At 38.8% G+C, this 26,110-nt stretch carries 26 protein-coding genes; 1 reads left to right on the top strand and 25 read right to left on the bottom strand.

Going from position 1 to position 26,110, the window contains the following annotated elements; all coding sequences use genetic code 11:
• Nucleotides 1–296: 296 nt before the first annotated feature.
• The 9 genes from ACHBID_RS04100 to rplK all read right to left on the bottom strand — a co-directional run bounded on the left by ACHBID_RS04100 (nucleotide 297) and on the right by rplK (nucleotide 7,408).
• Complete coding sequence (locus ACHBID_RS04100; RefSeq protein WP_394718626.1) at nucleotides 297–1,646, bottom strand: DUF1958 domain-containing protein; 1,350 nt, start codon at nucleotides 1,644–1,646, stop codon at nucleotides 297–299.
• A gap of 58 nt (nucleotides 1,647–1,704) precedes the next feature.
• Entirely contained in the window at nucleotides 1,705–2,625 is a 921-nt protein-coding gene (locus tag ACHBID_RS04105; protein WP_394731743.1) for a 2-dehydropantoate 2-reductase, read from the bottom strand.
• 10 nt (nucleotides 2,626–2,635) lie between these two features.
• Nucleotides 2,636–3,490, bottom strand: a complete 855-nt coding sequence (gene cvfB, locus ACHBID_RS04110) for an RNA-binding virulence regulatory protein CvfB (protein WP_105161049.1) — start codon at nucleotides 3,488–3,490, stop codon at nucleotides 2,636–2,638.
• A 161-nt stretch (nucleotides 3,491–3,651) separates the two neighbouring features.
• Nucleotides 3,652–4,209 carry a ribosome recycling factor gene (frr, locus tag ACHBID_RS04115; RefSeq protein WP_105111144.1) on the bottom strand — a complete coding sequence of 186 codons (558 nt, stop codon included), beginning with the start codon at nucleotides 4,207–4,209 and terminating at the stop codon, nucleotides 3,652–3,654.
• A gap of 23 nt (nucleotides 4,210–4,232) precedes the next feature.
• The gene (pyrH, locus tag ACHBID_RS04120; protein ID WP_161943050.1) at nucleotides 4,233–4,964 is read right to left on the bottom strand and encodes a UMP kinase; all 732 of its coding nucleotides are present in this window, start codon (nucleotides 4,962–4,964) and stop codon (nucleotides 4,233–4,235) included.
• A gap of 104 nt (nucleotides 4,965–5,068) precedes the next feature.
• Entirely contained in the window at nucleotides 5,069–5,857 is a 789-nt protein-coding gene (gene yghU / locus ACHBID_RS04125) for a glutathione-dependent disulfide-bond oxidoreductase (RefSeq protein ID WP_125265737.1), read from the bottom strand.
• Nucleotides 5,858–5,868: 11 nt separating this feature from the next.
• The gene (locus tag ACHBID_RS04130) at nucleotides 5,869–6,156 is read right to left on the bottom strand and encodes a hypothetical protein (RefSeq protein WP_105111147.1); all 288 of its coding nucleotides are present in this window, start codon (nucleotides 6,154–6,156) and stop codon (nucleotides 5,869–5,871) included.
• 93 nt (nucleotides 6,157–6,249) lie between these two features.
• Entirely contained in the window at nucleotides 6,250–6,939 is a 690-nt protein-coding gene (gene rplA, locus ACHBID_RS04135) for a 50S ribosomal protein L1 (protein WP_004194879.1), read from the bottom strand.
• Between the two features lie 43 nt (nucleotides 6,940–6,982).
• The gene (rplK, locus tag ACHBID_RS04140) at nucleotides 6,983–7,408 is read right to left on the bottom strand and encodes a 50S ribosomal protein L11 (RefSeq protein WP_105161053.1); all 426 of its coding nucleotides are present in this window, start codon (nucleotides 7,406–7,408) and stop codon (nucleotides 6,983–6,985) included.
• A 155-nt stretch (nucleotides 7,409–7,563) separates the two neighbouring features.
• On the opposite strand from rplK, the gene ACHBID_RS04145 reads away from it, so the two are divergent.
• Nucleotides 7,564–7,917 (top strand): DUF3397 family protein, encoded by a 354-nt coding sequence (locus ACHBID_RS04145; protein ID WP_105161054.1) that lies wholly within the window; start codon nucleotides 7,564–7,566, stop codon nucleotides 7,915–7,917.
• 37 nt (nucleotides 7,918–7,954) lie between these two features.
• Here the strand turns inward: ACHBID_RS04145 and ACHBID_RS04150 are convergent, their stop codons facing one another.
• The 16 genes from ACHBID_RS04150 to ACHBID_RS04225 all read right to left on the bottom strand — a co-directional run bounded on the left by ACHBID_RS04150 (nucleotide 7,955) and on the right by ACHBID_RS04225 (nucleotide 25,966).
• Nucleotides 7,955–8,341 (bottom strand): VOC family protein, encoded by a 387-nt coding sequence (locus ACHBID_RS04150; RefSeq protein ID WP_394731741.1) that lies wholly within the window; start codon nucleotides 8,339–8,341, stop codon nucleotides 7,955–7,957.
• The gene (locus ACHBID_RS04155) at nucleotides 8,341–10,689 is read right to left on the bottom strand and encodes a DNA translocase FtsK (RefSeq protein ID WP_394731739.1); all 2,349 of its coding nucleotides are present in this window, start codon (nucleotides 10,687–10,689) and stop codon (nucleotides 8,341–8,343) included. Before ACHBID_RS04155 ends, ACHBID_RS04150 begins: the two co-directional genes overlap by 1 nt.
• 117 nt (nucleotides 10,690–10,806) lie before the next feature.
• Nucleotides 10,807–11,289 carry a transcription elongation factor GreA gene (gene greA, locus ACHBID_RS04160; protein ID WP_105111151.1) on the bottom strand — a complete coding sequence of 161 codons (483 nt, stop codon included), beginning with the start codon at nucleotides 11,287–11,289 and terminating at the stop codon, nucleotides 10,807–10,809.
• Between the two features lie 74 nt (nucleotides 11,290–11,363).
• Nucleotides 11,364–13,184 carry an endolytic transglycosylase MltG gene (gene mltG / locus ACHBID_RS04165; RefSeq protein ID WP_394731737.1) on the bottom strand — a complete coding sequence of 607 codons (1,821 nt, stop codon included), beginning with the start codon at nucleotides 13,182–13,184 and terminating at the stop codon, nucleotides 11,364–11,366.
• Nucleotides 13,185–13,412: 228 nt separating this feature from the next.
• Nucleotides 13,413–14,903 (bottom strand): nucleotide sugar dehydrogenase, encoded by a 1,491-nt coding sequence (locus tag ACHBID_RS04170; RefSeq protein WP_394731735.1) that lies wholly within the window; start codon nucleotides 14,901–14,903, stop codon nucleotides 13,413–13,415.
• Nucleotides 14,904–15,388: 485 nt separating this feature from the next.
• A complete protein-coding gene (locus ACHBID_RS04175) occupies nucleotides 15,389–16,063 on the bottom strand; it encodes a hypothetical protein (protein ID WP_394731734.1) in 675 nt (224 codons plus the stop codon).
• A gap of 232 nt (nucleotides 16,064–16,295) precedes the next feature.
• Nucleotides 16,296–16,580 carry an IS66 family insertion sequence element accessory protein TnpB gene (tnpB, locus tag ACHBID_RS04180; RefSeq protein ID WP_394731746.1) on the bottom strand — a complete coding sequence of 95 codons (285 nt, stop codon included), beginning with the start codon at nucleotides 16,578–16,580 and terminating at the stop codon, nucleotides 16,296–16,298.
• 49 nt (nucleotides 16,581–16,629) lie between these two features.
• On the bottom strand, nucleotides 16,630–16,815 hold the full coding sequence (locus ACHBID_RS04185) for a hypothetical protein (RefSeq protein ID WP_394731732.1): 186 nt from the start codon (nucleotides 16,813–16,815) through the stop codon (nucleotides 16,630–16,632).
• 288 nt (nucleotides 16,816–17,103) lie between these two features.
• Nucleotides 17,104–17,787, bottom strand: a complete 684-nt coding sequence (locus tag ACHBID_RS04190; protein WP_394731730.1) for an NTP transferase domain-containing protein — start codon at nucleotides 17,785–17,787, stop codon at nucleotides 17,104–17,106.
• A gap of 20 nt (nucleotides 17,788–17,807) precedes the next feature.
• Nucleotides 17,808–18,728, bottom strand: coding sequence for a DMT family transporter (locus tag ACHBID_RS04195; RefSeq protein ID WP_394731728.1), 921 nt, complete (start codon nucleotides 18,726–18,728; stop codon nucleotides 17,808–17,810).
• 34 nt (nucleotides 18,729–18,762) lie between these two features.
• Nucleotides 18,763–20,301, bottom strand: a complete 1,539-nt coding sequence (locus tag ACHBID_RS04200) for a phosphotransferase (protein WP_394731727.1) — start codon at nucleotides 20,299–20,301, stop codon at nucleotides 18,763–18,765.
• An 85-nt stretch (nucleotides 20,302–20,386) separates the two neighbouring features.
• Entirely contained in the window at nucleotides 20,387–21,829 is a 1,443-nt protein-coding gene (locus ACHBID_RS04205) for a flippase (protein ID WP_394731725.1), read from the bottom strand.
• 382 nt (nucleotides 21,830–22,211) lie between these two features.
• Entirely contained in the window at nucleotides 22,212–23,033 is an 822-nt protein-coding gene (locus ACHBID_RS04210) for a phosphorylcholine transferase LicD (RefSeq protein ID WP_394731723.1), read from the bottom strand.
• 24 nt (nucleotides 23,034–23,057) lie between these two features.
• Nucleotides 23,058–23,840 (bottom strand): glycosyltransferase family A protein, encoded by a 783-nt coding sequence (locus ACHBID_RS04215; RefSeq protein ID WP_394731722.1) that lies wholly within the window; start codon nucleotides 23,838–23,840, stop codon nucleotides 23,058–23,060.
• Nucleotides 23,841–23,848: 8 nt separating this feature from the next.
• Nucleotides 23,849–24,769, bottom strand: a complete 921-nt coding sequence (locus ACHBID_RS04220; RefSeq protein WP_394731720.1) for a glycosyltransferase family 2 protein — start codon at nucleotides 24,767–24,769, stop codon at nucleotides 23,849–23,851.
• Nucleotides 24,770–25,015: 246 nt separating this feature from the next.
• Nucleotides 25,016–25,966 carry an IS30 family transposase gene (locus ACHBID_RS04225; protein WP_394731719.1) on the bottom strand — a complete coding sequence of 317 codons (951 nt, stop codon included), beginning with the start codon at nucleotides 25,964–25,966 and terminating at the stop codon, nucleotides 25,016–25,018.
• Nucleotides 25,967–26,110: the final 144 nt, after the last annotated feature.

Below are 26,110 nucleotides of genomic sequence, written 5' to 3' on the forward strand. Positions count from 1 at the left end.
CTTTCGGAGGTTGGAAATAGAACGAACGCAGTTCGGTTCATTTAGTCAGGGGAGTGACTTTCGGAGGTTGGAAATAGGGAACTGCTGAGCAGTTCCTCAAATCCTCTGTTCCTTTGAGCCGAAGGTCTCAAATACTCCGAATACCTGAAACGACAACGTTTCAGGCATTTTCATCACGGCGGAAAGTCCTGGTTTAGGGCTCGCTCCGCTCGCAAAATAAACTAAATTTTTGTTTTTTCTTAGCAGAGTTACTCAGTTAATTTATCCAGAATTTAGTTTATCGACATTCTAACAAACTATTTATTTCTCGAACGACTCTTGCGTCTTTCCTTAAATTGGGCACGATTTTTCTGCTCATTCCTAAAAATAAAATAGGAAACCAGAGCCAGTGGTAACAAGACCAGACTAGAACCAATCCAAGTTAGGGTGAAATTTGTTTGATTGTCAGCTTCAGCGGATTGCTTTTTGACCAAGGCCTTATTGACCGTTGCCAAGACGCCTGTATCTTCAGCCTTCACAGAATCCTGAATCAAGGGACTGACCGAATCCAAGCCATTATCCGCATAGACCTGCCCATCCTTATATACCAATTTGGGACTAGTTCCAACGGGGACAGTCGCATATAGGTCCGACTCAACCTGGTAATGCTTTCCGTCCTGGCTATGTTTACCAGCTGTCAAGACTTTCTTGTATTCAAAGTCCTGATAAGCCTTATTAATCAAGGCGTTAGCAAAGGCATGGCGCTGGAAATCAGAATTCATATCAGACCAGGTACCCACACCCATAATGACTGCAATCATCTTTTGCCCGCCTCGATCGATGGTCATGGAAATATTGAAGGCCGCACGAGGACTGGAACCGGTTTTGAGACCAGTGACCCCTTCTAAACCGTAGATATTTCCTGGTAAAGAATAATTATAGGAATTATAGGCCTGCTGGTAGGGAGTGTCCACCATCGTAACAATGACCCGATGGCGCGTATATTCCAAAATAGCAGGATATTTTTTGGTCAAATGGTAGACCAAAATGGCCATATCACGCGCTGTTGTCTGGTTGGAAGCCGAATTGTCATAACGCTTGGGACTATAGTAACCTCTAAAACCACTTGCCCCTGCTCCTCCTGGATTGTTCCAGACAGAATTGGTCATACCCAGCTCCTTGGCCTTGGCATTCATCATGTCCATAAAAGCATCCGGATCATTGTTAGACAAATAATTGGCCAACATGACTGTCGCTACATTGGAAGATGGCACCAAGGTCATGGCAATCAAATCACCCACTGTATAATCAACACTAGCATAGATTGGATTGTTCGAAATTTCATGGATAGCAGAAATCGCCTGGTCAGTCTCCGTTGCCCTGATAATCGTATCTTCTGTCAACTTGCCCTGACCAATGGCTTCATAGACCAGATACAAGGTCATGAGCTTACTCATACTAGCCGGATCCCTTGACTCATCAATATTATCTTGCCAAACAATATCCCCAGTATTTCCATCAATCAATATAGAAGACTTGGGCCTGTAGCCCTCATAAACCTCATAACCAGAAGCTCTAGCAATATCCATCAATTCATCTGCTTTTACTACCGGACCGCCCCAAACCAGGCAAATTAACAGTAGAGCAAGTAGTAATCTTTTCACTATAATCTCCATTGATTTTTATTGATAAACCGGAGGATAACTACAACCCCTGCACTTCCTCCTAACGCAATCCCAACATGGCTTCCTTGGCATGAACCATGTCCGTCATCATCTGGCAATAAGGCGTTGGAATACCAACCCGCTTGCCCTTGAAAACTACCGCTCCATTCAGATAGTCAATCTCCGTCTTGCGACCATGTTGGATCAAGTCCTGATGCATGGACGGATAATGATGTGAGGCCTTTTTAGAAGTTTCCATGATGTACTTCCAAATTCCCTCTTCATCGATATTCCCTACTTCCGCACGCGCCACAGCGATAAATTCCTTGAAAATCCCCTGAACCAGATTGAGTCCACCTTCCGTTCCAAAAAGTTCCCCAATGGTACAGTCCATAATGGTACAGGTCGGATTCATGACCCCATTGACACAGGCCTTGCGCCAAATAGATTCAATCACATTCTCATCATAGCTCGCATTGAGTCCCGCTTGGTTAAACATGTCCACGATGTGGGCAACAGCCTGACCGTCCCCAGACATATTTTGTAGAAAAATGGATCCTGGTCCCTCCAGATGAGCATGACCTGGCCCCTTGAGCCCAGCCAGCCAAATGGTCACTCCAACCATGATCGACTCATCTGGCACATAGCGGCGCATGGTGGTCGCATGACCCAACCCATTCAAAAGACTGAGTACCTTGGTCTTTTCACCGATAATCCCCTTAATATCTTGCAACATTTTTGGTAACTGGTCTGCCTTGGTCAAGAGGATAATCAAATCCGCCACTTCCACAGCCTCAGTCGGTTTCATAATCGGCAGCTTGACCGTCTCGTCAAAATCCCCCGTCACCATGAGGCCATTTTCACGGATAGCCTGAATATGGTCCTCCCAATTGTCCAGCAAAATCACCTCATGATCAGTCTTAGACAGAGAATAACCAAAACGGCAACCCATGGCTCCACTACCAGCAATATATACACGCATGATTCTTCTCCTAAATCAATTCTGTCCCAATCGCATCTTGCTTGATTTTACCGGCTTTCATCAGCCCACCCAGGGCTTTTTTGAATTGCCCCTTGGAAATGCCAAAGGTGGCCTTGATGTCTTCCGGAGCAGACTTGTCATTCAAGGTCATAAAGCCGCCATTGCTTTCCAGATAAGTCAAAATCATCTGGGCATCATTTTCCAACATCTCAAATGAGCGTGGTTTGAGCGACAGATTGAGGGTCCGGTCAACAGCCCGATAGCCGATGACACGGGCCTCCAGGACCTGGCCCAAACGTGGCTCTGCATAACGCTCGCTAGGATGAATAAAACCCAGCATATTGTTGTCTGGCAAGTAAACAAAGGTCCCATTGAGTTTCAAGCGGTAGACAATGGCCTTAAGGGTCTGGTTTTGCATATTGTCATAAGCAGGACCTGCCATCTTTTGAAATTCCTCTTGAAAGGCAGGTAAAGCCCAAATTCGGTCTTTCTTGTCAACGTCCAACTTGACATAGAGCTGGTCGCCTTTCTTGGGCCAGAGTTCCTTGATGTCAGGAAGGATGTCCAAGGACACAACCACTTCCTTGTCCGGCAAGCCCGTATCAACAAAGACACCCAAGTCCTTCCTCACTTCTGTTACCGTTCCCCAGCCAAAGGTATCGCGGGTTGCTCCCACTTCCTTGGTCGTCAAGCGCAATTTCTGCTTCATATCTGTGTAGGCAAAGCCCTTGACAGATTGACCCAGCTGAAAATCCCCTTCTTCCTTGGACAGGGCAAAGGTCTTGCCATCCTTTTGGATGAAGTAAAACTGGTCATTTTGGTCGGTCACTAATCCGACAATATAGTGAGCTAGTAAATCATTCATAGCTATTTCTTTCTAGGCAACCATTGGGCGCCTGCATTTTTGGAGGCTCTGCTGCTTACTCTTTAGACAAATCTCTAGGAAAACAATCATGCAAAGCTAGCAAAAAGGAAGGAAAGACAAGGATTCTGTAGATCTTTGTCCTCCCATTCCCCTTGTGCTGGTTAAACTTCTAAGAGTTCTTTTTCCTTGTCAGCTGTCATCTTGTCGATGGTCTTAATCGCATCGTCAGTGACTTTTTGGATGTCTTTTTCAAGCGTCTTCAAATCATCTTCCGTGATTTCTTTGGCCTTCTCAGCTTTTTTGGCCTCGTCCATAGCGTCACGACGGATGTTACGGATAGCTACTTTCGAGTTCTCACCCACTTTTTTCACGTCTTTTGCCAAATTCTTACGTGTTTCCTCTGTCAATGCAGGGATAACCAAGCGGATAACTGTACCGTCAGATTGTGGTGTCAAGCCAAGGTCAGACGCATTCAAGGCACGCTCGATATCTTTCAAGATAGACTTATCAAACGGTGTGATAAGAAGAACACGCGCCTCTGGCACAGTGATACCAGCTAACTGGTTGAGCGGTGTTGGCGCTCCGTAGTAATCCACAGAGATACGGTCCAGGAGACTAGCATTGGCACGACCTGCACGGATATGGCTAAATTCACGCGCCAAGCTCTGGTGAGATTGATTCATACGCTCTTGCGCTTTGGCAATAATTTCTTTCGACATAAAATATCCTTTTCTTTTTGTTTTTATTTTTCTTCTTTGTTAGAAACGGTTGTACCGATTGGCTCACCGAAAACAACACGTTTGATATTGCCTGGCTCATTCATGTTAAAGACAACCAGGTCGATGTCATTGTCCATTGAAAGAGTTGATGCTGTGGCATCCATGATTTTAAGACCACGATGGATAACTTCACGGTGGGTCAATTCATTGAACTTAACCGCATTGGCATCCTTACGAGGGTCTGCATTGTAAACACCGTCGACCCCATTTTTAGCCATAAGAATGGCATCTGCTTCGATTTCTGCTGCACGAAGAGCAGCCGTCGTATCGGTTGAGAAATACGGTGAGCCGATACCAGCACCAAAGATAACGATACGACCTTTTTCCAAATGACGGAGAGCACGACCGCGAATATAAGGCTCTGCAACAGACTGCATAGAAATAGCTGTTTGCACACGAGTATCCACACCAAGCTGCTTGAGGGAATCCGCCATCACCAGGGCATTCATAACTGTTCCCAACATCCCTGTATAATCTGCTTGTACACGATCCATACCAGCTTCTGCAGCAGGCTCCCCACGCCAGAGGTTCCCACCACCGATTACAAGGGCAATCTGCACACCAGACTCAGCCACTTCCTGGATTTCCTTGGCCATTTCCTGAACTGTCTTGATGTCAATTCCGACACCACGTTCACCAGCCAAGGCCTCTCCAGATAGTTTGATTAGAATACGTTCGTATTTAGGTTTCATCATCTCTCTCCTCTATTTCATCCCTAGTATTTTATCATAAAATCGGGTATTTTTATAGAAAAATATCTGAGAAAACGGAGATTTCCAAACGAATCCCCTTCTAAAATTTATGCATCCAATTTTTGGTACTCCACCGCCAAGCCCCGCGCAACTGCTGGACGCTTAGCAATTTTCTCCACCCACTGATTGAGGTTCTGATAGCTAGCAACATCTAAAAATTCCTTGGAACCTGGATAGAGATTGCCCTGAGCCAGACGACCATACCAAGACCAGATGGCAATATCCGTAATAGTGTATTCGTCGCCAGCAATATAGGGACGGGTCGCCAAGAGCTGGTCTAACACATCTAGTTGACGCTTGGTTTCCATGGCATAGCGGTTAATCGGATATTCCTGGGCAGTTGGCGCGTAGTGATAGAAATGTCCAAAGCCACCACCAACAAAGGGTGCTGCACCAGTCTGCCAGAAGAGCCAATTGAGGACTTCCGTGCGACCTGCCCAGTCCCTTGGCAAGAAGGCATCAAATTTCTCAGCCAAATAGAGCAAAATATGAGAAGACTCAAAGACACGGACAGGATCTGCCCCTGAATAATCCACCATGGCAGGAATTTTTGAGTTTGGATTGATGTCTACAAAATCTGAACCAAACTGGTCGCCTTTGCCAATTTCAATCAAGAACAGGTCATAAGCCGCATCCGATATCCCCAATTCCTTGAGTTCTTCCAGCATGATAGCCACCTTGATGCCATTGGGTGTTCCAAGTGAGTAAACCTGCAAGGGCTTGTCGCCTTTGGGCAAGGTTTGCTCAAAACGGCTACCTGCGCTAGGACGGTTACCAGTCCGATTGTCATTTTCATCTTCCCACTTCCATACCTGTGGTTTCACATAATCTGTCATTCTATTTCCTCCTATAGGCTGTTTAAACCCATGACATAACGATTGTAGCTTACTTGCAAATCTTGGATATAGCGGGCCAATTCAACCAGTTCCTTGGGCGCCCGCCAGGTCAGAGCAGTCACTTCTGCATTGACAAAAACAGAGAGTTGATCTGCCAAGAGATAGAGATTGTCCGACTTGTCTAATTTCTGCGCAAACTCCACAATCTTCTCACGCAAGACATCCGAAATAATACCTTCTTCTAAATTGTAAACAGCAGATAAATGGCTGTAAAATTCGTCAAAATTTGCTTTTCTCATACTAACCTCCTTGATATGCCTGGACATATTATACACTAAAATTCAGGTATTTTCAAACAGAAAAGGACTGCCCGAAGACAGTCCCTCTACTCATTACAATGAGTTTGGATCAACTTTGATACCAACACCTTGTGTTGTAGTGATAGATACTGAAGTCATGTACGTACCTTTAGCTGTAGCTGGTTTAGCTTTAGCCATTACATCGTGGAAAGCTTTAAAGTTTTCAACAAGTTTGTCAGCGTCGAATGATACTTTACCGATAAGAGCTTGTACGATACCTGCCTTGTCAGCACGGTAAGTGATTTTACCACCTTTAGACTCTTCAACTGCTTTAGCAACATCCATTGTTACTGTACCAGTTTTAGGGTTTGGCATGAGGTTACGTGGACCAAGTACGCGACCAAGACGTCCAACAACTGCCATCATATCTGGAGTTGCGATAACAACGTCGAAGTCCAACCAACCACCGTTGATTTTAGCAACGAGGTCATCTTCACCAACAAAGTCTGCACCAGCAGCTTTTGCTTCTTCTGCTTTAGCACCACGTGCGAAAACAAGAACGCGTGAAGTTTTACCAGTACCGTTTGGCAATACCATTGCACCACGGATTTGTTGATCAGCTTTACGTACGTCGATGTTCAAGTTGTAAGCCACTTCAACTGACGCATCAAATTTAGCGAAGTTTGTTTCTTTTGCAAGAGCAACAGCTTCTTCTACGCTGTACAATTTTGTGCTGTCGATTTTCTCAAGAGCAGCACGCAAGTTTTTGCTTTTTTTAGCCATATTATATGTCTCCTTGTAATCAGATAATCTTGGGTGCTACTGCTTAGTCAGCAACAGTGAATCCCATAGAACGAGCAGTACCTTCGATCATACGCATTGCAGCTTCAAGAGATGCAGCGTTCAAGTCAGGCATTTTAGTTTCAGCAATTTCTTGTACTTGTGCACGAGTAACTGTTGCAACTTTAGTTTTGTTTGGTGTACCTGAACCTTTTTCAACACCTGCAGCTTTTTTCAAAAGAACAGCAGCTGGTGGTGTTTTAGTGATGAAAGTGAATGATTTATCTTCATACACAGAGATAACAACTGGGATGATCATACCAGCTTGGTCAGCTGTACGAGCGTTGAACTCTTTAGTGAATCCCATGATATTGATACCTGCTTGACCGAGTGCTGGTCCGACCGGTGGAGCTGGAGTAGCTTTACCTGCAGGAATCTGAAGTTTTACGAGTTTTTCGACTTTTTTAGCCATGATATAAAATCCTCCTATTGTGGTTTTGGCGGTAATTAAAGATTTTTACCTCCCACAAATATGCGCATTTACACATACCTTTTCATTATACACGATTTCAGGAAAAATGCAAGCTTTATGTTTACTTTTTTTTATTTTTTTAATAGAATATAAGTATGTTATTACTGAAAATTGCAGCGGTTGTTTATCCAATTGTTACGCTGATTATTTCAATTCTATTTGTCAAATTATTAAAGTTAAATAAGAGGGGTTGGAACTTTGCTGACCTGGCTTTTCCTATGTTCGCTTTTGAATTTATCATCCTAACAGATAAGCTCTACTACAGCAGCCTGCTACCCCACCTACTGTTAGCTCTTTCTCTGCTCTTGCTGATTCTGCTAACTGGCACTCTCTATAAAAAAAGAGAATTAGACTACAAGCGTTTTTTCAAGGTTTACTGGAGAGCTGGTTTTCTCCTGACCTTTCTCATGTACATCGGTCTTCTCGTCGCCATCTTTACCCAAAAATAAGCAATCCCTCCTGAGAAATTGTCAGAAGGGATTTTTTCTATTCATGAATTTCTAATGGTAGACCATCTGGGTCAAAGAAGAAGGCCATCTTCTTGCCATCAAAATCGTCATATCGCAGGGCTTCGTGGGGAATGTCCAAGCGGTCAAACTCCGCCAGACAGGCCTCGACATCTGCGACCTTAAAAGCTAAATGCCGCAGGCCAGTGTGTTCTGGTTGAGGCATTTTGGGGCGCAAGGGAGCGTCAGACTTGATAAAGATTTCTAAGACCAGATTGCCCTTTTTGACATTGAAAAGAATGTCATTTTTTTCTGGGCGAATATGCTCGTCCAGCTGTTCAAAGCCCAATTTGTCCACATAAAATTCTCTAGTTTTGTCATAATTACTGCCGATAATGGCTAGGTGGTGCATCGTTTCAAAGGTCATTACTGTGTCTCCAATACTTTTCTAGGTTTGGTCCCTTCGGCTGGACCAATGACGCCAGCTGCCTCTAATTCTTCCATCAAACGGGTTGCGCGGTTAAAACCGACCGATAGGCGGCGCTGGATCATAGATGCGGAAGCCTTTTGCGTTTCGATGACGAGGGCACGTGCCTCATTGAAGAGAGGGTCAGCCTCAGAAGCTCCGCCATTGTCATCGAAACCACCATCGCCTTCTGCTACTTCGCCCGGATCAAAGGACTCGTCGTATTCAGCATCGGCCTGGTCTTTGACAAAGCTGACAATCCGCTCGACATCATCATCCGAGATAAAGGAGCCTTGTAAGCGAATTGGAGCCGACTCGCCAATAGGATGGAAGAGCATGTCCCCGCGACCGAGGAGTTTTTCGGCGCCATTTTCTCCCAAAATGGTCCGCGAATCCGTGCCCGATGCGACCGCAAAAGCCACACGAGACGGCACATTTGCCTTGATCAGACCTGAAATAACATCAACGGACGGACGCTGGGTTGCTAAAATCATGTGAATGCCCGCCGCACGAGCTTTTTGACCCAGACGGATAATGGCATCCTCCACTTCCTTGCTGGCGACCATCATCAGGTCAGCCAACTCGTCCACGATAACGACAATCAAAGGTAGGGGAATTTGTTTTTCCTCGGAACGGCTGTTAAATTCCTCAACCTTGGCATTGTAGCCTTCAAGGTTACGGACGCCGATATGACTGAAGAGTTCGTAGCGTTTCTCCATCTCGTCCACCACCTTTTGCAGGGCACGTGCTGCCTTACGAGGATTGGTCACAACAGGGATGAGCAGATGGGGAATATCATTATATACCGACAATTCAACCATTTTGGGGTCAATCATCATAAACTTGACTTGGTCAGGACTGGCCTTCATCAAAATAGAAGAAATAATACCGTTGACCGCGACAGATTTACCAGAACCGGTCGATCCTGCTACCAGCAAGTGAGGCATTTTGGCAAGGTCAAAGGATTTGACAGAACCGTTGACTGCTTTTCCAAGCGGAATTTCCAAGAGTTTGTTAGCATCCGTCTTAGATTGTTCCCAAAGTTCACGGAAGGGCACCATAGCCACTTCGGAATTGGGCACCTCGATACCGACCAAGGATTTGCCCGGAATTGGCGCTTCGATACGGACATCTTTGGCAGCTAGAGCCAGAGCCAAATCATCCGCCAAATTGGAAATCCGATTGACACGGACACCGACAGCGGGCTTTAATTCATAACGGGTGACCGACGGTCCAATTTCTGCCCGCTCTACAACTACCTTGATACCAAAGCTGGCAAAGGTGTCTTCCAAAATCTTAATGTTCTGTCGGACCAGACGTTTTTCATTGGACTGGCTTTTGGCCTTGATTGGCGCAAAGAGGTCAATGGACGGCAATTTGTAGGCCAAGCGTTGCTTGAGCTTGGGTTTGAAGTCAATTTGAACTTCGACATCATCCACTTCTTCTGGAAGGTCGGCACTTAGCTGTGGTTCCTCATCCTCAACCAGCATAACTGGAAATTCATCTTCTACCTCTTCTAAATGATCGTATTCTGAAATAATGGGCACTTGAACTGGTTCTGCGTCTAGAATTTCACCCGTTTCCAAATCGACTGGCCTATCCAAGGCTAATGATTCTTCTTCCGCCAAACGCAGGCGCTCTTCCTCCAAACGAGCCAATTCTAGCTGGCGTTTTTCTTCTCGCTCGGCCCGCTTCAACTCCCGAAACTCTGCCCTTTTTAACTGGCCCTCCGTCATCTTATCCTTGAGAACTGCCAGGCCATCGGCCACATCGTAGACAGACCATGGACTCATAAAGAAAATACCAAAGGCAATCAATAGAAGACCGATGAAAAAGGAGCCTAGATTAGAAAATAGGAAGGCAATGGGCATATAGAAGGCGCTACCCAACAGGCCTCCACCCAGAAATTCCTTGACCTGAAAACGCGACAGCTCATTCAAACTCAGCCGCAAACTATAGGTAAAGAGGTCCGACCCTCTGTAGGAAACATCCAAATAGGCCTGAAAGCCTATCAGGAGACCGGCCACAATCAGGTAAAAGCCCGAAATCATCCCTTCTCTGCGCCGCCAAAATTGGGGGAAGACAAAGTAGACTAGAAGTCCTGCCAGGACTAGATAGGATAGGCTACCAAACAGCAGGCGGAAGACATTGTAGGCCGTCACACCGAAGGCACCCAGCCGACTAGCTGTCAAAATAATGAATAGGACGCCGAAAATCCGAATCAAGATTTTTTTGACCCTGTCTTGTTGGGCTAGTTCAGCCTTGGTCGGCCGCCTTGTTTTCTTTCCTTTTTTATTTGCTTGTTTCATTACAACCTCAACTTTCTCAATCTCTTTATTTTACCATATTTTTAGTCCGAATTCAGGCTAGAAATACAGGTACTGACGAGACGAGAAAGAGAGAATCTTTCGACTCTCCCCACACTTTTATTTTGTCTTTTCAACATTCAAGATTTTCACCTGGTAGCTACCAGCCGGTGTCTCAATCAGAGCCACCTCTCCAGTCTTCTTACCAATCAAGGCGTGACCTATTGGACTTTCATTTGAAATCTTATTGGCAAAGGCATCCGCGCCCGCAGCACCAACGATGTGATACACTTCCTCGTCTGTTTCACCGATTTCTTGAACAGTAACTGTCTTACCGATAGCCACTTCGTCTGCTGCAACAGCATCGCTATTGACAATCTCCGCATAACGAATCTTGTTCTCGATAGTTGAAATTTGACCCTCTACAAAAGCCTGCTCATCTTTAGCTGCTTCGTATTCAGAGTTTTCCGAAAGGTCTCCGTAAGAACGGGCGATTTTAATACGCTCCACAATCTCCGGACGACGAACCAACTTCAGTTCTTCTAATTCTTTTTCCAACAATTCCTTTTCTTCCAAGGTCATTGGATAGGTTTTTTCTGCCATTTTTACTTCCTTTTCCTGTTTGTCAGGGATGAAAACAAAATTATGCGGAAAATCCACATAATTTTGCCTCAACCTTATTGATTATTTAATTTGCTATTTACGTGTGTTTCAACGTTTTGATTGTGCTCGTCAAATGAAGCGGTAAAATACACTTCTCCAGTCGTCACATCTGCTACAAAGTAGAGATAGTCTGTCTGGTTTGGATTGATGGTCGCCTGAATAGCTGCCAAACTTGGACTTCCTACAGGACCAGGCATTAGACCTAGGTGTACGTAGTTGTTATAAGGTGAATCAATCGCAGTATCGATTCCTGCATCCTCAGCCAAGGTTGTCTTCTCACCCAGTTTGCCCATTGCATACAAAACAGCGATGTTAGACTGCAAAGGCATGCCGATGTTCATACGATTGTAGAAAGTGCTTGCGATATTCCGACGGTCCTCGTCTGTAGAACCTTCCTTTTCAACCAGTGAAGCCATGGTCAATACTGAATTCACATCCAAGCCCTTGTTTGGAAGCTCCGCATAGTATGGTTGCAAGGCAGTATTAGTCGCCGCAATCATATCTTCTACCAATTGCTCAACAGTCGTGTCTTCGTAATACTCATAAGTAGCTGGAAAGAGATACCCTTCCAACTGATACTTGACACCACTATCCGCTGCGGGCAGGCTTGCAAAGAGGTCTGGATAAGTCTCTGTCATTCGCGTGATGAAAGCTGGGTCCTGAACCGTTGCCATAAAGGCATCCGAGCTAAATGGAGATTCCGTTTTTTCATCCTCTGAAGCACTATTTTGGGTAATCGCTTGGGCAATCTGCTCAATGGTGTACCCCTCAATAACCAGGATTTTACCTGATGCAGGTTTTTCAGCGACTGGAGTTCCACCCTCTTGCAACTTCTTAGCCAGATCTTCTACAGACATGGCCTGGTTCAAATTATAGAAACCACTCTGGAAGCTATTATAGCTCTTTAATTTAGAGAAGTAGTTAAAGACTGTCGCGTTCTTAATCAGCTTATTTTCTAAAAGAATTTGACCGATTTGACTAGTAGAAGAACCTTCTGGAATTTCCACTTGAATAGTCTCTGAAGCTTCCGCATTGACTGGTTCTAAGCTTGACTTGACATAGAAGAAACCAGCAACCAAGGTAGCCACCAGGGCCAAGGCAACCAAGGAAACAATGGTCCCGACAATTTTCTTAGCTGTTTTATCTTGTTTCTTCTTAACTTGCTTGGTCGCACCGCGTCTTCTTGCCAAGGGTTCTTCCTTTTCAACAACAGGAGTCACTGGTTCAGGTTGAGGAGTTACTGCAGGAGCAACCTCTGCCTCATCTCTTGTAAATACCGGCTCATCTTCCAATGGAGGTAAAATCATCGGTTCAGGTTGAGGAAGTGGCTCTTCTTCGGCTATTTCCGGATAATCCATTCCAGCCGCAATGGTCCGCAACTGTTGCAGACTGCGCTCAACCGTATCTTCCAATGGAGGTTCTACTGTCTCGTTCCCCTCTTCTTGAGAAAATTCTGGCGCGATTGGAGGCAGTTCAACTTCTTCTTCCTTGACCGACAAATCCACTTCAACCGCTTTCGGAGGCAAATCTTCTACAATCTTTGGTATAACCTTTGTTTCTTCAAGGCCAACCTCGCCCTCAAAAGCAATCTTGTTAATCCGAATGGTTTGTGACGCTGTTTCTTTTGTTTGTTCCAAGGCTTCTGTCAAAGGCAGATGCGTTGGAGTTGCTTGCTTCTTCTCTGTAGATTCTTGTAAGGATTCAACAATATCCTGTCTACTCGGAAGGTACGAATCTGTGTTTTGGCGTTTTGATTTCAATTCCTCTAGTTCTCTTAATATCTGATCACGAAAACTAGCAGATTGTGTGTCTTTATCTTCAAAATCCTTTGGCACAATACTACTCCTTTCACACAATTACCCTTTATTATATCTTAAAAAAATTACAAAATCAAGGAATTTAAAGCCATTAGCACGACATTGTATGAAAAAATGCATGCAACCATTTTCTGATAACATGCAGCGTTTTTTTTATCATTATTTCATTCAATTCTCCAAGTTATTAGTGACAACTGAGCGTTTTGCGGGATTCCCATAGCACACGTTGAGGAGACAGGAATTCCCTTAATCCCGTCTAAAAATATCCCGTGTATAGACTTTATCTGCCACATCATCCAAATTGACATCATAGCGATTGGCCACAATTGCCTGGCTCATTTCCTTAAATTTCTTTAAGTTGTTGACAACTTTGGAGCCAAAGAAGGTCGAACCATTTTCCAAGCTAGGTTCAAATATAATGACCTTTGCCCCCTTGGCTTTCAAGCGCTTCATCACCCCTTGTATCGAACTCTGACGGAAATTATCCGAATTACTCTTCATGGTCAAGCGGTAAATGCCAATCGTAATCTCTTTCTCCACTTCTTGATTAAATTGATCATGGCCTGAATAGTCGTAATAGCCTGCCAATTTCAAGACTTGATCGGCAATGAAATCCTTACGAGTACGGTTGGATTCCACGATGGCAGTCATCATATTTTGAGGTACATTATCATAGTTAGCCAACAATTGCTTAGTATCTTTTGGTAAACAATAGCCACCGTAACCAAATGAAGGATTGTTATAATGGTCTCCAATACGAGGATCCAAACCAACCCCACGGATAATGGATTCCGTATCAAGTCCTTTCAACTCAGCATAGGTATCCAATTCATTGAAATAGGAAACACGAAGAGCTAAATAGGTATTTGCAAATAACTTCACTGCCTCTGCTTCTGTTGATCCCATATGTAGCACTTCAATATCAGACTTCAAAGCTCCCTCTTGTAGCAAAGCAGCAAATTTTTCCGCACCAGCAATCACAGCTTCGTTGTCATCTTCCTCATATGAAACAATAATCCGTGAAGGATAGAGATTGTCATACAAGGCTTTGGATTCCCGTAAAAATTCTGGACTGAAAAGAATGTTCTTGGTACCAAACCTCTTACGAACCGACTGTATAAAGCCAACAGGAATGGTGGACTTGATGACCATTAGGGCTTGAGGATTGACCTTCATGACCATCTCAATGACTGCCTCCACATGACTGGTATCAAAATAATTCTCCGCGCTATCATAGTTGGTCGGGGCAGCAATGATGACAATTTCGGCTTCTTTGTAGGCTGTTTCGGCATCCAAGGTCGCAACCAAATCCAAGTCCTTTTCCGCCAAATACTGCTCAATGTAGTCGTCCTGAATCGGTGATTTCCTAGCATTGATCAACTCAACTTTTTCAGGAATCACATCGACCGCAACAACTCGATGGTGTTGCGCCAAGAGAACGGCGTTTGACAAGCCGACATAGCCCGTACCTGCGATAGCAATATTGGTTTTGGGAATCACGGTCTCTTCTTTCTCAACTTGACTAGTAAAGAGGGAAAATACATCAATGTCCAAGACCTGGGCCAACTTTTCAAGTTGTGGAATGGAGGGAAGATGCTCTCCTTGCTCGATCTTACTGATCATGGCGCGGTTTATCCCCGTTGCGACTGCCAGTTCTTGTTGGGAAAAACCTTTAGCCTTTCTATTTATTAATACTTTACTTTTTAACTCTTCAATTGAAAATACCTTGTTACTCATTTTAACACCTCATTTAACAAATGGTATACATAGCATACCATTTGTTACAAAAAACTACAATTTGTTTATTCTGAATTTATCAAACAATAATTACAGTGTAAAATTTCATTACACTCAAACAGAAGACTAATGCGCTACCCTCTATAAATCATCTGATCTCTTACAAGATTAGTTACTAATTTATCCTATAAAAAAATAATAATACAAACATTTAAGCCGTTGTTTGTATAACTCTTTCTAACTGGTCCAAATAACCATTTTGTAGCTACCTATTCTTTGAATTTTCTCAGGAGACAAATGCGGAAATCAACTCAAAACATCCTTCAAGACATCCTTTTCATCAATATCTAATCAGGCGTCGAAAGCTTGCAAACTGATAGCTTGAAGGCTTTTGTTCCCTTTATCAAATATATCATACTCCTCATTATTCATTGAATCTGTCGCCTGTTGCTACAATGCTTTTCCCAAGATAGAACTTTCCCTTTTTAATGATATTTTTTGGTTATTTTTTTCTTTATTTCCTTATTTATCGATTCTACAAGCTGGAATCCTAAGATCAAAATGAAATAAAAGATAATAACTGTCAATAAAATAAATACCAGAAATTGTATCACTGCCAATGGTAATTTATCGTCAGATAATCCAACTATAGTATCTTTATAATTCATAAATAATAGATCTGTAATCAAAATCGCAGCACATACTGAAATATAAAAGTTGTTAAATAAGAATTTTATTATGGATGAATACTTTATATACTGTTGTTTTTCTTCTTTTTCAGCATCAATTTCGGCATATTTGATCAGACTTTCAATAACATAGTTGACTCCTGTACCAACAGTAATTGAGTAGAACACCCTTATTGGCTCGAAGTGTGGGTTATCCGTATCAAATATAAAGAGTACCAGTGGAAACGAAACGAAGAGAGCAGCCAAAATACCTGTAATAATTGTAAATGGGGTTATCTTCGATTCTTCTAATTTTTTAGCAATCGACCTTATAATAAAAACAACAAATAAAATTATGATGCTAAGCGGAGATACAATCAGCTTGAGGAAAGATATTTTGGAATACAATAACCCGATTACTACCAAAAACACAAGAATAACTTTATTATATTTTAATACAAATTCCTTTACATTTTTAATTAAACATTTCATTCCCTTACCTCTATAAATATATTATATAGATTATACACGATTCATGAAATTCAGTCAATATTAGATGACTATTTATCCACTTTTCATATGTATATCTCATATTTTTAGAATCCAAACAGTCTTATATCTTGACAATGCTCTGCGCCAGAACTTTCAATATTGAAGATATTTTGGCGTCTGTAAATTATTGCTGACTATTACCCACTATAGTTGACATAGAGCCGCTTTTCATCTACCCACTACAGTTGACAAAGAGCCAAATATTTATTTTTTGAATGATAGAAAATCCTTTCATGAGCCAATCTACTTGTTCGGAAGTTAGAGCCTTGACCTCTTCTTCATTGTTTGGCCAGGTTAATTTTCCATTTTCAAAATGTTTGTAAAGCAACCAAAATCCTTGTCCGTCCCAGTAAAGAGCCTTGAATCGGTCTTTTCGACCTCCGTAGTATAGGTAGACCTGACCGGAGAAGGGATCCAGATTGAATTGACTTTTGACAAGGTAGGCGAGTAAATCAATCCCTTAACGCATATCCGTTTTCCCGCAGACCAAGTAGACTAGACCTAAATCACTGAGTCGAATGGTCATAGTGCAGTACCTTATCCAAAATCGTTTCCATGACTTCATGGTTGATAGATTGGAAGAATGTGACTTCCGTTTTTCCGAGACAAATTTTCATCAGAATATCGTTTCTGCTTTTCTTTTCAAAGCGGCGAGATTGGGGAATATTCAATGGGACGATGGGCTGTGACATAAAAAACCTCCAGTTTGTTTTTTATAACAGTATACTGGAGGAATGAGTGATTGGATAGGTACCTTATTATGAGGCGGTTACTTACAAATTAAGAGCCGAAAAAGGTTCCAGAGTCGACAGGACTGTGGAGCCTTTTTCAATATACCTTGTTATTGGGCGGTTACAACTAAATAAGACTTTACTTTTGATCAATTTATCAATGTACTCATTTTTCTAACAGTATAACGGTGAATTGTCAAGTTGAATAGTTACCTTGTTATGGGTTGATTAAATTTAACCACTTTAATCCTACACAGAAAGATAGGTTTTAAGTTTTTCTAAATCACTTAGATTATCAATTTCAAAGATAGATTCTGAAGGAATACTCTTTAAATAAACTGAGATTTTATCTAAATTATCCATAACTAAATTATCCCAATATAAATTTTTAAAATTACCATCTGAAAAATAGTCCTCAATAACTCTGCTCAGATACTCACCTGTTTCTTTATCCCAAAAAGAAACCCCAGACATTATGGTTCCCTCACCACTTGTGACAACTATGCTTTTTACTTTATTATCACTTTCACACTCTAAAAGCCACTCATCTGTAAATCCTTTTTTAAAAGCACTAAAATAAGTTGATTGTTGAATATTTGAATCAATAAAATTTTCAACAAGGTAGTTGTCCGCATCAATAACATAAGAGTCAGCTAAATAATCTCTGACTAAATACATAGTATAAAAATTATTATAAACATCAAAGTTTTCATTATGAACTAAGGTAACACCATACTTTTCAATTAAAAAATCAAATTTTTCAGCTAGGTAACCTGTAACTACTACAATTTCATTAATTGATTTTTCTTTTAAAAACCGAATTTGTCTCTCTATTAAAGTCTCACCATTGATTTCAATCAAAGATTTAGGAGTCGTTAGAGTTATAGGTCTTAAGCGTGTTCCCATTCCTGCAGCCAATATGATTGCTCTCATTTTTTCTCCTTTAGTATAATTTATTCTTTTATCATCAATGATGAACCAATTATAATTAGTAAACCACTGAAAATGAGTTTAATTTCTATATTTCCTCCTAAAAGAAATAAAGAAAATATAATTGCCCAAATTGAATAAGTTACATTTAACCCCGTTGCCTTGACCGGTCCTATTTCATTAATTGCAGAGTAGTAACATTGGTATGATAATGTTCCAATAGCTGACATCACACAAATCAAGATAAATATGGGTGAAGTTGTCACTGCACTAATACTAAATATAACATTTCCCTCAAAAAACATAAATACAAGATAAGCCAAACTAGAAGTCCATTGCCTAATGAATAAAGCTTGTTTTGGTGCGACATCCTCCTTCATTCCGTAGGCAGTAATAACACTTTCGGAAGCCCAACCAAATACGCAAAGTAAAGAAGCAGAAACTCCAAGCGCTACTTGACTTGCTAAGGAGAAATTACTGTAACCCAGAATAGAAATAGCTACAATTGTTAAAACAAGCCCCATCCATCCGCGTTTATTCAAATAGTCTTTTAAGAAAATTGCTCCTAAAACTGCAGCAACTGCAGGATACATGGCAGAGATTGTGGCTGTTAACCCTGACCCAATGGCATCAACAGCGTAAAGGTAAGATCTCATTCCAAGTGGACCTGCAAATAATGCTGCTAATATGATGAAATGGGCACTTCTTGTTTTTAAAATTTTAAAAATTCCCCTAAGTTCATTACGTGCGAGTAGATCTAGTGTTAAAATAATTGCAGAAATAAAATCATGAAAAAATGCGAGTAACAAGGTACCTGAAATAAGACGAGTATCTGATAGAATAAATGGTGAAGCTAATAAAACAAATCCATTTAAAGCTGTATCTAACCCCCAAAACATTCCAGATGTTAAACCCCAAAATATTCCCTTAACATTCTTATTCATAATAAATCCTCCCAAAACTACGACTTGTGAATTACTATGATATATAATCTAGTACAAGCTGGCTATACTCTTCAGCATATTTATACTGTGCAATTGAGTAATTCCCAAATTCAACACCCAATGTACTTTTATATTCACACCAATTACTCCACAGTAAACCACCCGCAGCAATATAAGCGTAAATTTTCATACGAATTTCTTCCGTGGTTTTTCCTTCAAAATAAATGTCAATTAATTCATCAACCTCTTGTCTACTATAAAGGGCATAGATGCAAAACATAGCAACATCTACATGTGGGTCTTGCATTCCCGCATATTCCCAATCAATTAATCTAATATCCTCTTTACCATCTTTTTCAACAATCAAAAAATTATCAGGTACAGCATCAATGTGAGTTAACACTTCACTTTCAACGTGCTTTTCAATATATTCCTTCAATGCAAATACATCTACTTTTACATTCTCGTATGTAGGATAGACAGATGAATTCCCTAATCTCAACTGTTCATAAAATAGTATTTGTCCAAAAATATCAAATCTATGGTCAACGACTAATTCAAGTTTATGGAGACTTCTCAGCTTATCCATACATTTAACTAAATCATTCTTATTTCCAACATCACAATTACGAGCCTCATATAAAAACTCTGTAATTTTGTAACCATTATAAGGATTGATATAAATAATATCATCACTAATCTGATATTTAGCTAATGCCTTATAAACTTCTGCTTCCTCTCTACGGTTAATCAGTAAATCAGTCCCTTCACCTGGAATACGCATAATATATTTTTTATTATGGCAAGTGAATCGAAATGAGCGATTGGTCATACCTTTTTTTAAAGCAGTAATTTGAGATATGTCCTCACTTTTAACATTAAGCGATTTACAAATAATATCAATAGCATCTGATTGAAGATGTTCAGATTGTTCATCAATTACACGCAAATCTTCAAAAGTATTAATTTGATGGATTTGATTTTTACTTACTAATTTTGGTAATGGCAAAAATACATTATTATCATACAGTACTTCTTCCCAAAACGAATCTTGATGCATGGTATCTGAATCTAATAAATGCAGGCGTTGCTTCATTTTTTCAGACTGTTCTTCAGTAACATAAGCAATACCAGTCATAGCTTTCCAGAAAGGCTTACCTATTTCTTCATTGCTATCCTCATAAACCATATACCATGATGTACCTGAATTTGCTGTTTTAAATGGATTATCTTTGCACCATATATCACAAGGAAGTATGAAACTATTAGATAGCTTTTCAGAAACTAAAGTTAGCGAATGTAAATTGTTCTTTTCAGAGTACTCTGGATTATAAACCAAATTCACATGGTACTTATCCTCAAGATACGAAAACTGATCCTTTAAATAACCAACCACAATTGTAATATCTGAAACCCCTGCATCATGTAACTGGCAGATCAATCGCTCAATCAACGGGACACCTGATACCTCAACCAACCCTTTGGGTGTTTCAATATTTATTGGAATCATGCGCATTCCAAAACCAGCCGCAAGAATTATCGCATTTTTTGTAAGGATATTATAACGATTCATTTGTTCAAGACACTTTCATTTTTAGAATATTAGCATTTCATTTCAAAATTAATTGATTAAACAATTTAAAAAATAATTTAAAATTTTATTTTCTAAATATTGAGGTCAGATCAGATCTAAATCCAATAAATATTACGAACAAATAGTAACCTATACTAAATGAAATACTTAGTAAAATATTTGTAAAACTTGAGAAGTCGAAATTATTAAAAAAGTCGCAAATAAGAAAGATGCCAATACCACCAATTAAACTAGTAACAATCACCTTTATAGGAATTGTTACACGTAAATCACGACAAAAATATAAGGCTATTAATACCATAATAATTTCGGCAAATAAGGTTGTCACAGCTGCCCCACTCTCTGAATACTTAGGAATTAGTATAAAATTAAATATAATATTAAAAAGTGCACTAGATACAGTAGCAAACATAACTTGCTTTTCAAGTCTTAGTGGGACCATGATAATGTTAATAAAAAAATTAGCTAACATCGCTGGAATCAAAGAGAACGATAAGATTGCTAAAGAATTCGCAGCAGGCAAATACAATTTACCCGAAAATAATAATATTAAATTTTCACGAATCATGAAAAGACCAATAGCACTAGGAAATATAACCAAAATTGTAAGACTTAAAATAGTATTGTAGCTTTTTGTAACTTGTGTTTTATTCTTCTTAACCAAATCATTTGAAAATCTAGGTATGACTACTAAAAAAGCAGCATTTATTAACTGTTTAATTAGCTGATAAAATTGTGTGGATACTCCATAGTATGCAATTGATTGATCATCTGAAAATATTTTTAAAATTGAAATGTCAGAATTGATATAAATAACTGTTGCAATTGTACTCGCAAAAAGATACAATATGGATTTAAAATGTTTCTTTATAGAGTTAGAAATGATTATTTTAGGATAATACCCCAATGTTCTTTTAATATGTATTACATTAAATATATTAGCAACTATTCCCCCAAAAACACTAATAAATGAATACATCATCAGATCATTCGCACTATTGACTAAAAGAAATAATAGTATCATTGACAGAAACTGTGTAAATATATACCTAACTGTAATAAATAAATAGTCTTCATATGCACTATTAATCCAATCTACGCCAATTGTTGTAAACAAAACTGATAGACTAATAATTAAGATATATGGAATATAATCTTTTAGTTCCGGAATAAGCAAAAATAACAATAATAACGCTGAGAATGCAATTATAGTAGTAAATACATTTATCGTAAAAATATCATTTACTAATTTTTGAAATTTTTCTCTATCATCTCTAACTCGAGCGCACTCTCTTATCGCATATCTTAATATCCCTGCAGCTGCTATATAAGAGATATAATTTACTATAGATACACTAAAGGTATATTTCCCATAATTTTCTACTCCCAATACACGAGTTATATATGGAAAGGTTATTATTGGGAACAAAATTGAAAATAGTTGTTTAATAACACTCAGAATAGCATTATTTCTTAAAGATTTTCCATTATTATTTATTGTAGTCATTTTAATTAATTCAATCCTATGAGTAATTTTGGTGAAAAGGAGCATGCTATAAAATAATGATTTTAGACATATAAAAGGAAGAAGTCTCTTCATGAATGGCACATTATCCAAACATATATTAACCCTTCTACCTTATTATCAAATAAGGTAACATTGTTTGATATAGTATTCAATATACATTGATAAAACTTAACTTATTAAATAAATTCTTAGTTTCTTTCTATATTTATTAAATAAAATTTTCTTTTGCATCTGTTCATAATAGAAATCAATAATATTTCTAAACTTATTAGTCTTAGTTGATATTTTTTTCATAATAAGATAAACAATTAATATAAGTTCTTTCAAACTGACAAGCTAGACCTCTATAGATAAATATTATTTATTTATAGAATTTTATATCCAGTACTCTATGTTGGTTTCTATCATCAATGTCTGGTAAAAATTCATAGTTTTTTCCATAATCTACAACCAAGATTTTTTCTATTTTATTAGGGACTGGAACTGTAAGACCTTCAAACTCTATTTTACCTAATGGGAAAATATCCTCGGCTAGGTATGTATAGCCTAAACTTACTCCCTCGTAACCTAATGAGATATATTTTTTGCCTCTAAATTTGCTAAAAAATCTAAATAAGGGAATAATAAAATTTCTCACAATTTTAAAAAACAAACTACATAAAAAAGGATACTTCCCTAATAAAAATTTTTCATTAAAACCCATTGTCATTCCAATAAGTTTTTTACCACTTTCCATTACCCCATAATCATAGGGAAACAAGTCAATTTGAACCCCACGATACTTGCGCTGATTATGAACAAATTCATCTTTAATGTATTCTGAATTTAAATCTCTCAATACATTATAGTAGCGTACGAAACCTTTATCAATCGTATTATCTTGTATAACAAATTGATAATCCCCATTATTAATTATTTTACGAAGACGTTTAAGTTCTGATGATGAAATGAAAACATCCATATCATCATCCCAGGGTATGAAACCTCCATGCCTTTTTGCACCTAAAAGAGTGCCAAAAGCCAAGAAATATGTAATATTATTTTCTTTGCAGATGTTATCTAAAAAAGATAACATCTCAATCATACGAAGCTGGGCTTTCCTGAGTGTGCTTCCATCATAGTTATAGTTTCTTTTTAAATCCTCAGGTGTCTCACCAGTATTGAATACTCTATTTTTTATCACTTAACCTCTCCCAATTACTAGTAATTACTTATGACTTTTAAAATCTTTAATTCCTTCCTGATAAAAACTCAAGAGTTCTTTGAAACTGTAATTAGAATGTCTACTTTTTTTATAAGCTAATAAAAAACTGCCAAAATAGCTTAATCTGGGGAAATTCATTGCTAATAACGCCCCTTTATCTTTATAATACTTTTCATCGTAACCATTAAACCATGTTGATGAATCTTGAGCCATAGTAGAAACAATGATTGGAGATTTATAAACCTTTAAACCTGCTTTAATACAATCTTGAATGAACGTTACATCTTCTCCAGCACCATATTTAGCCCCACCTCCAAAAAGCAAAGAAAAAGATAAGTTATTATAGAGTATTTTCTCTCTACGAGCTGTAATACGTGCTCCTCCAAACTTTACAGCTTCAGTTCTTCCAACTGGACCAAATTTATCAACTTGATAAGGCATCCTATCTTTATTAAGACATTTGTTAGAAAACAAAATAACATCTGCTTCTGGATGATTTCTATATTCAGTTAAAACATCTTCTTTATAGGTGTCTGTAAAATACATATCATCATCTGCAAATTGAATAATCTCAGCTTCTGCTCTCATAAAACCACTATTTCGACTTAAACCGATTCCTCTTTCAGCAAATTCATACCATTTTACAATTCCTTCATTTATGATGGTCTCATGAAAACTTACATTTTCAGATTGATTAATAATGATTGCATTAGATTTAATATTCATTCTTCTTATTAAATCATCATTATTTTGATTCATTGTTGAAACAATTAATTGATAATCCATTTTCTTTCCTAACCATTTCCGAGTAAAATCTCTAATTTTTTTGTAAGAGTCTTGTTCAAGGTATCATGTTTTAAATCAGAGTTAAAAAACAGTTTTAACCTATCTAATTTTGAAAATTTTGCTTTGACCACGATATCACAAATTTTTTTATGTTCTTGGCTAACATATGGGTCAAATACATTTAAAATACTGTCCACTTGATCACTCATGCTTATTTTTCTTTTCGTTGTAATTTCTTTATATCGATTTTTTATAGTTTTTGCAAAGTTCTGTTTTAACGTTACCATACCAAAAACATTATTATTATGCATTCTATATTTCATTGTAGAGTTATGATCATACACTATTTCTCCCCCTATCATTGCGCATAGACAAGTTATAAATGAATCATGCATAATAATAGTTTCTGGGAGATTATTATATTGGACAATCTCAGCTAACTCTCTATTAAAAATTGAAGTACAACCCTGAGCACAGCTATTCAAACATAGTATTGATACTAAATTATAAGTTGGTACTTTTCGATGAGTCAATCTACCTAGACTTTTTAAATTTTCGTCCACAAGTTCACAATTAGAACAGTAGAGTGCAGGTCGATTAATAGAGCTTATCTTAGACAACCCTCTTTGAAGTTTATCACTGTTCCAAACATCATCTTGGTCCGAAAAAGCATAAAAATCATATCCCATATTTTCTTTCAACAAGGTAATAAAACTTCTTGCTGCACCTTCACTTTTTCCAACAGTATATTTAATATTTTTATTTTTTTTAGAATAATTTTCCAATATTGAAACTGTTTTGTCGGTAGACCCATCATCTCGTATTAACAGAGTGATATTATCTGAACACGTTTGATTTAAAATACTTTCTATCTGTTCTTCTAAAAAACTTTCTCCATTATATGTAGACATTAATATTGCAATTTTCATAAAGAAATTTCCCCTTATTAATAGTAATTACTTCAATGTAATTCCAAAAAAATAGTAACGTATTAATATTATTATTTTAATAGAATTCATACACGTATAATTCAATACTAGTTATTCTTGTTAAATAAAACACCAGAGGAAGCACTAAAATTGAATAATAAGTAATAGAATAAACTTAATTATCATTCACATAATATTATCCTCAGTAACTTTTTCTCGAAATAATAGTTTATTTAACCTCATTTGTCAAATTAAGCTAGACAATTTCACCTGACTCAGAAAAACTTGATACGGCGTTTGGTAGTTCAAGGACTTCCTTGGGATTCGATTTCTCTTATCAGCTACAGCTGATAAGAATGTTTGAGAAAGTCCGCTGAAATCCATCTCCTTTGGAAGTCCATGGCGTCTCAATAAACCTTTAGAATGTTCATTTAGTCCGCGTTGACCAGGACAACCAGGATCCGCAAAGAAAATGTCAATGTCCTGTTTGTTAGAAATTGACTTCCAATTCGAGAATTCCTTCCCGCAATCAAAAGTGATAGACTTGAAGAGATTCTTAGGAAACCGGGATATCCATTGGTTTATAGCAGCTTCAATGTCGCTGGCTTTTCGCCCTTTGGATTGAAGCACGGTCATCGCTTTTGAGTGCTTTTCAACTAGCGTGATAACAGCGCTTTTATGATTCTTTCCAACAATAGTATCTCCTTCAAGGTGACCAAATTCAGTTTCAAAGTTTGGATAAACGTCAGCGCGTTCCCGCAAATCTCTGCGAAAAGCTTGTTTTCCTCGCCTCTCTTTCATCCCATTTGGCTTTCGTTTGCCTTGCCAAGGTATATCCTCTTTCTTGAAGATGCCGCGGTCAGCTAAGCGATAGAGAGTACGCATGGAACAAGGAATTTTATCAGGATGGGTTCCTTTTATCACATCGAGGCTCCAATCTGATGCTAGATAGGATTGAATAAACTCTTGTACTGGTTTGGTGAGTTGGGTCTTTTGTCGACCACAATGCCTCTTGTTGGCTTTGTAGCGTTGATAATAATCATAAGCTGAATGACCCGTTTTCAGAAAAGAGATAACATTATAAATGGTTTGTCTCGCTCTTCCAAGTGACTTTGCAATAGCGCAAACTTTCTTACCTTCTTGGTAATAAGCCTCTATCATTACGAGTTCATTTGTGGTAAGATGGGTATAGGTCATTTATGTTAGTTCCTTTCAGACAAATGTGGTAGTTTATCTGAGCCTAACATAGATGGCTTTTTCTGTCTAGCTTAATTTTACAAATTGGGTAAAAATAAAAACCACTCAATTATAAAAAAAACTTTAGCTATACTAATCGAAAAT

It is taken from the genome of Streptococcus sp. A25 (genome assembly GCF_043674095.1).
In the GTDB taxonomy this organism is placed as follows: Bacteria; Bacillota; Bacilli; order Lactobacillales; family Streptococcaceae; genus Streptococcus; species Streptococcus suis_V.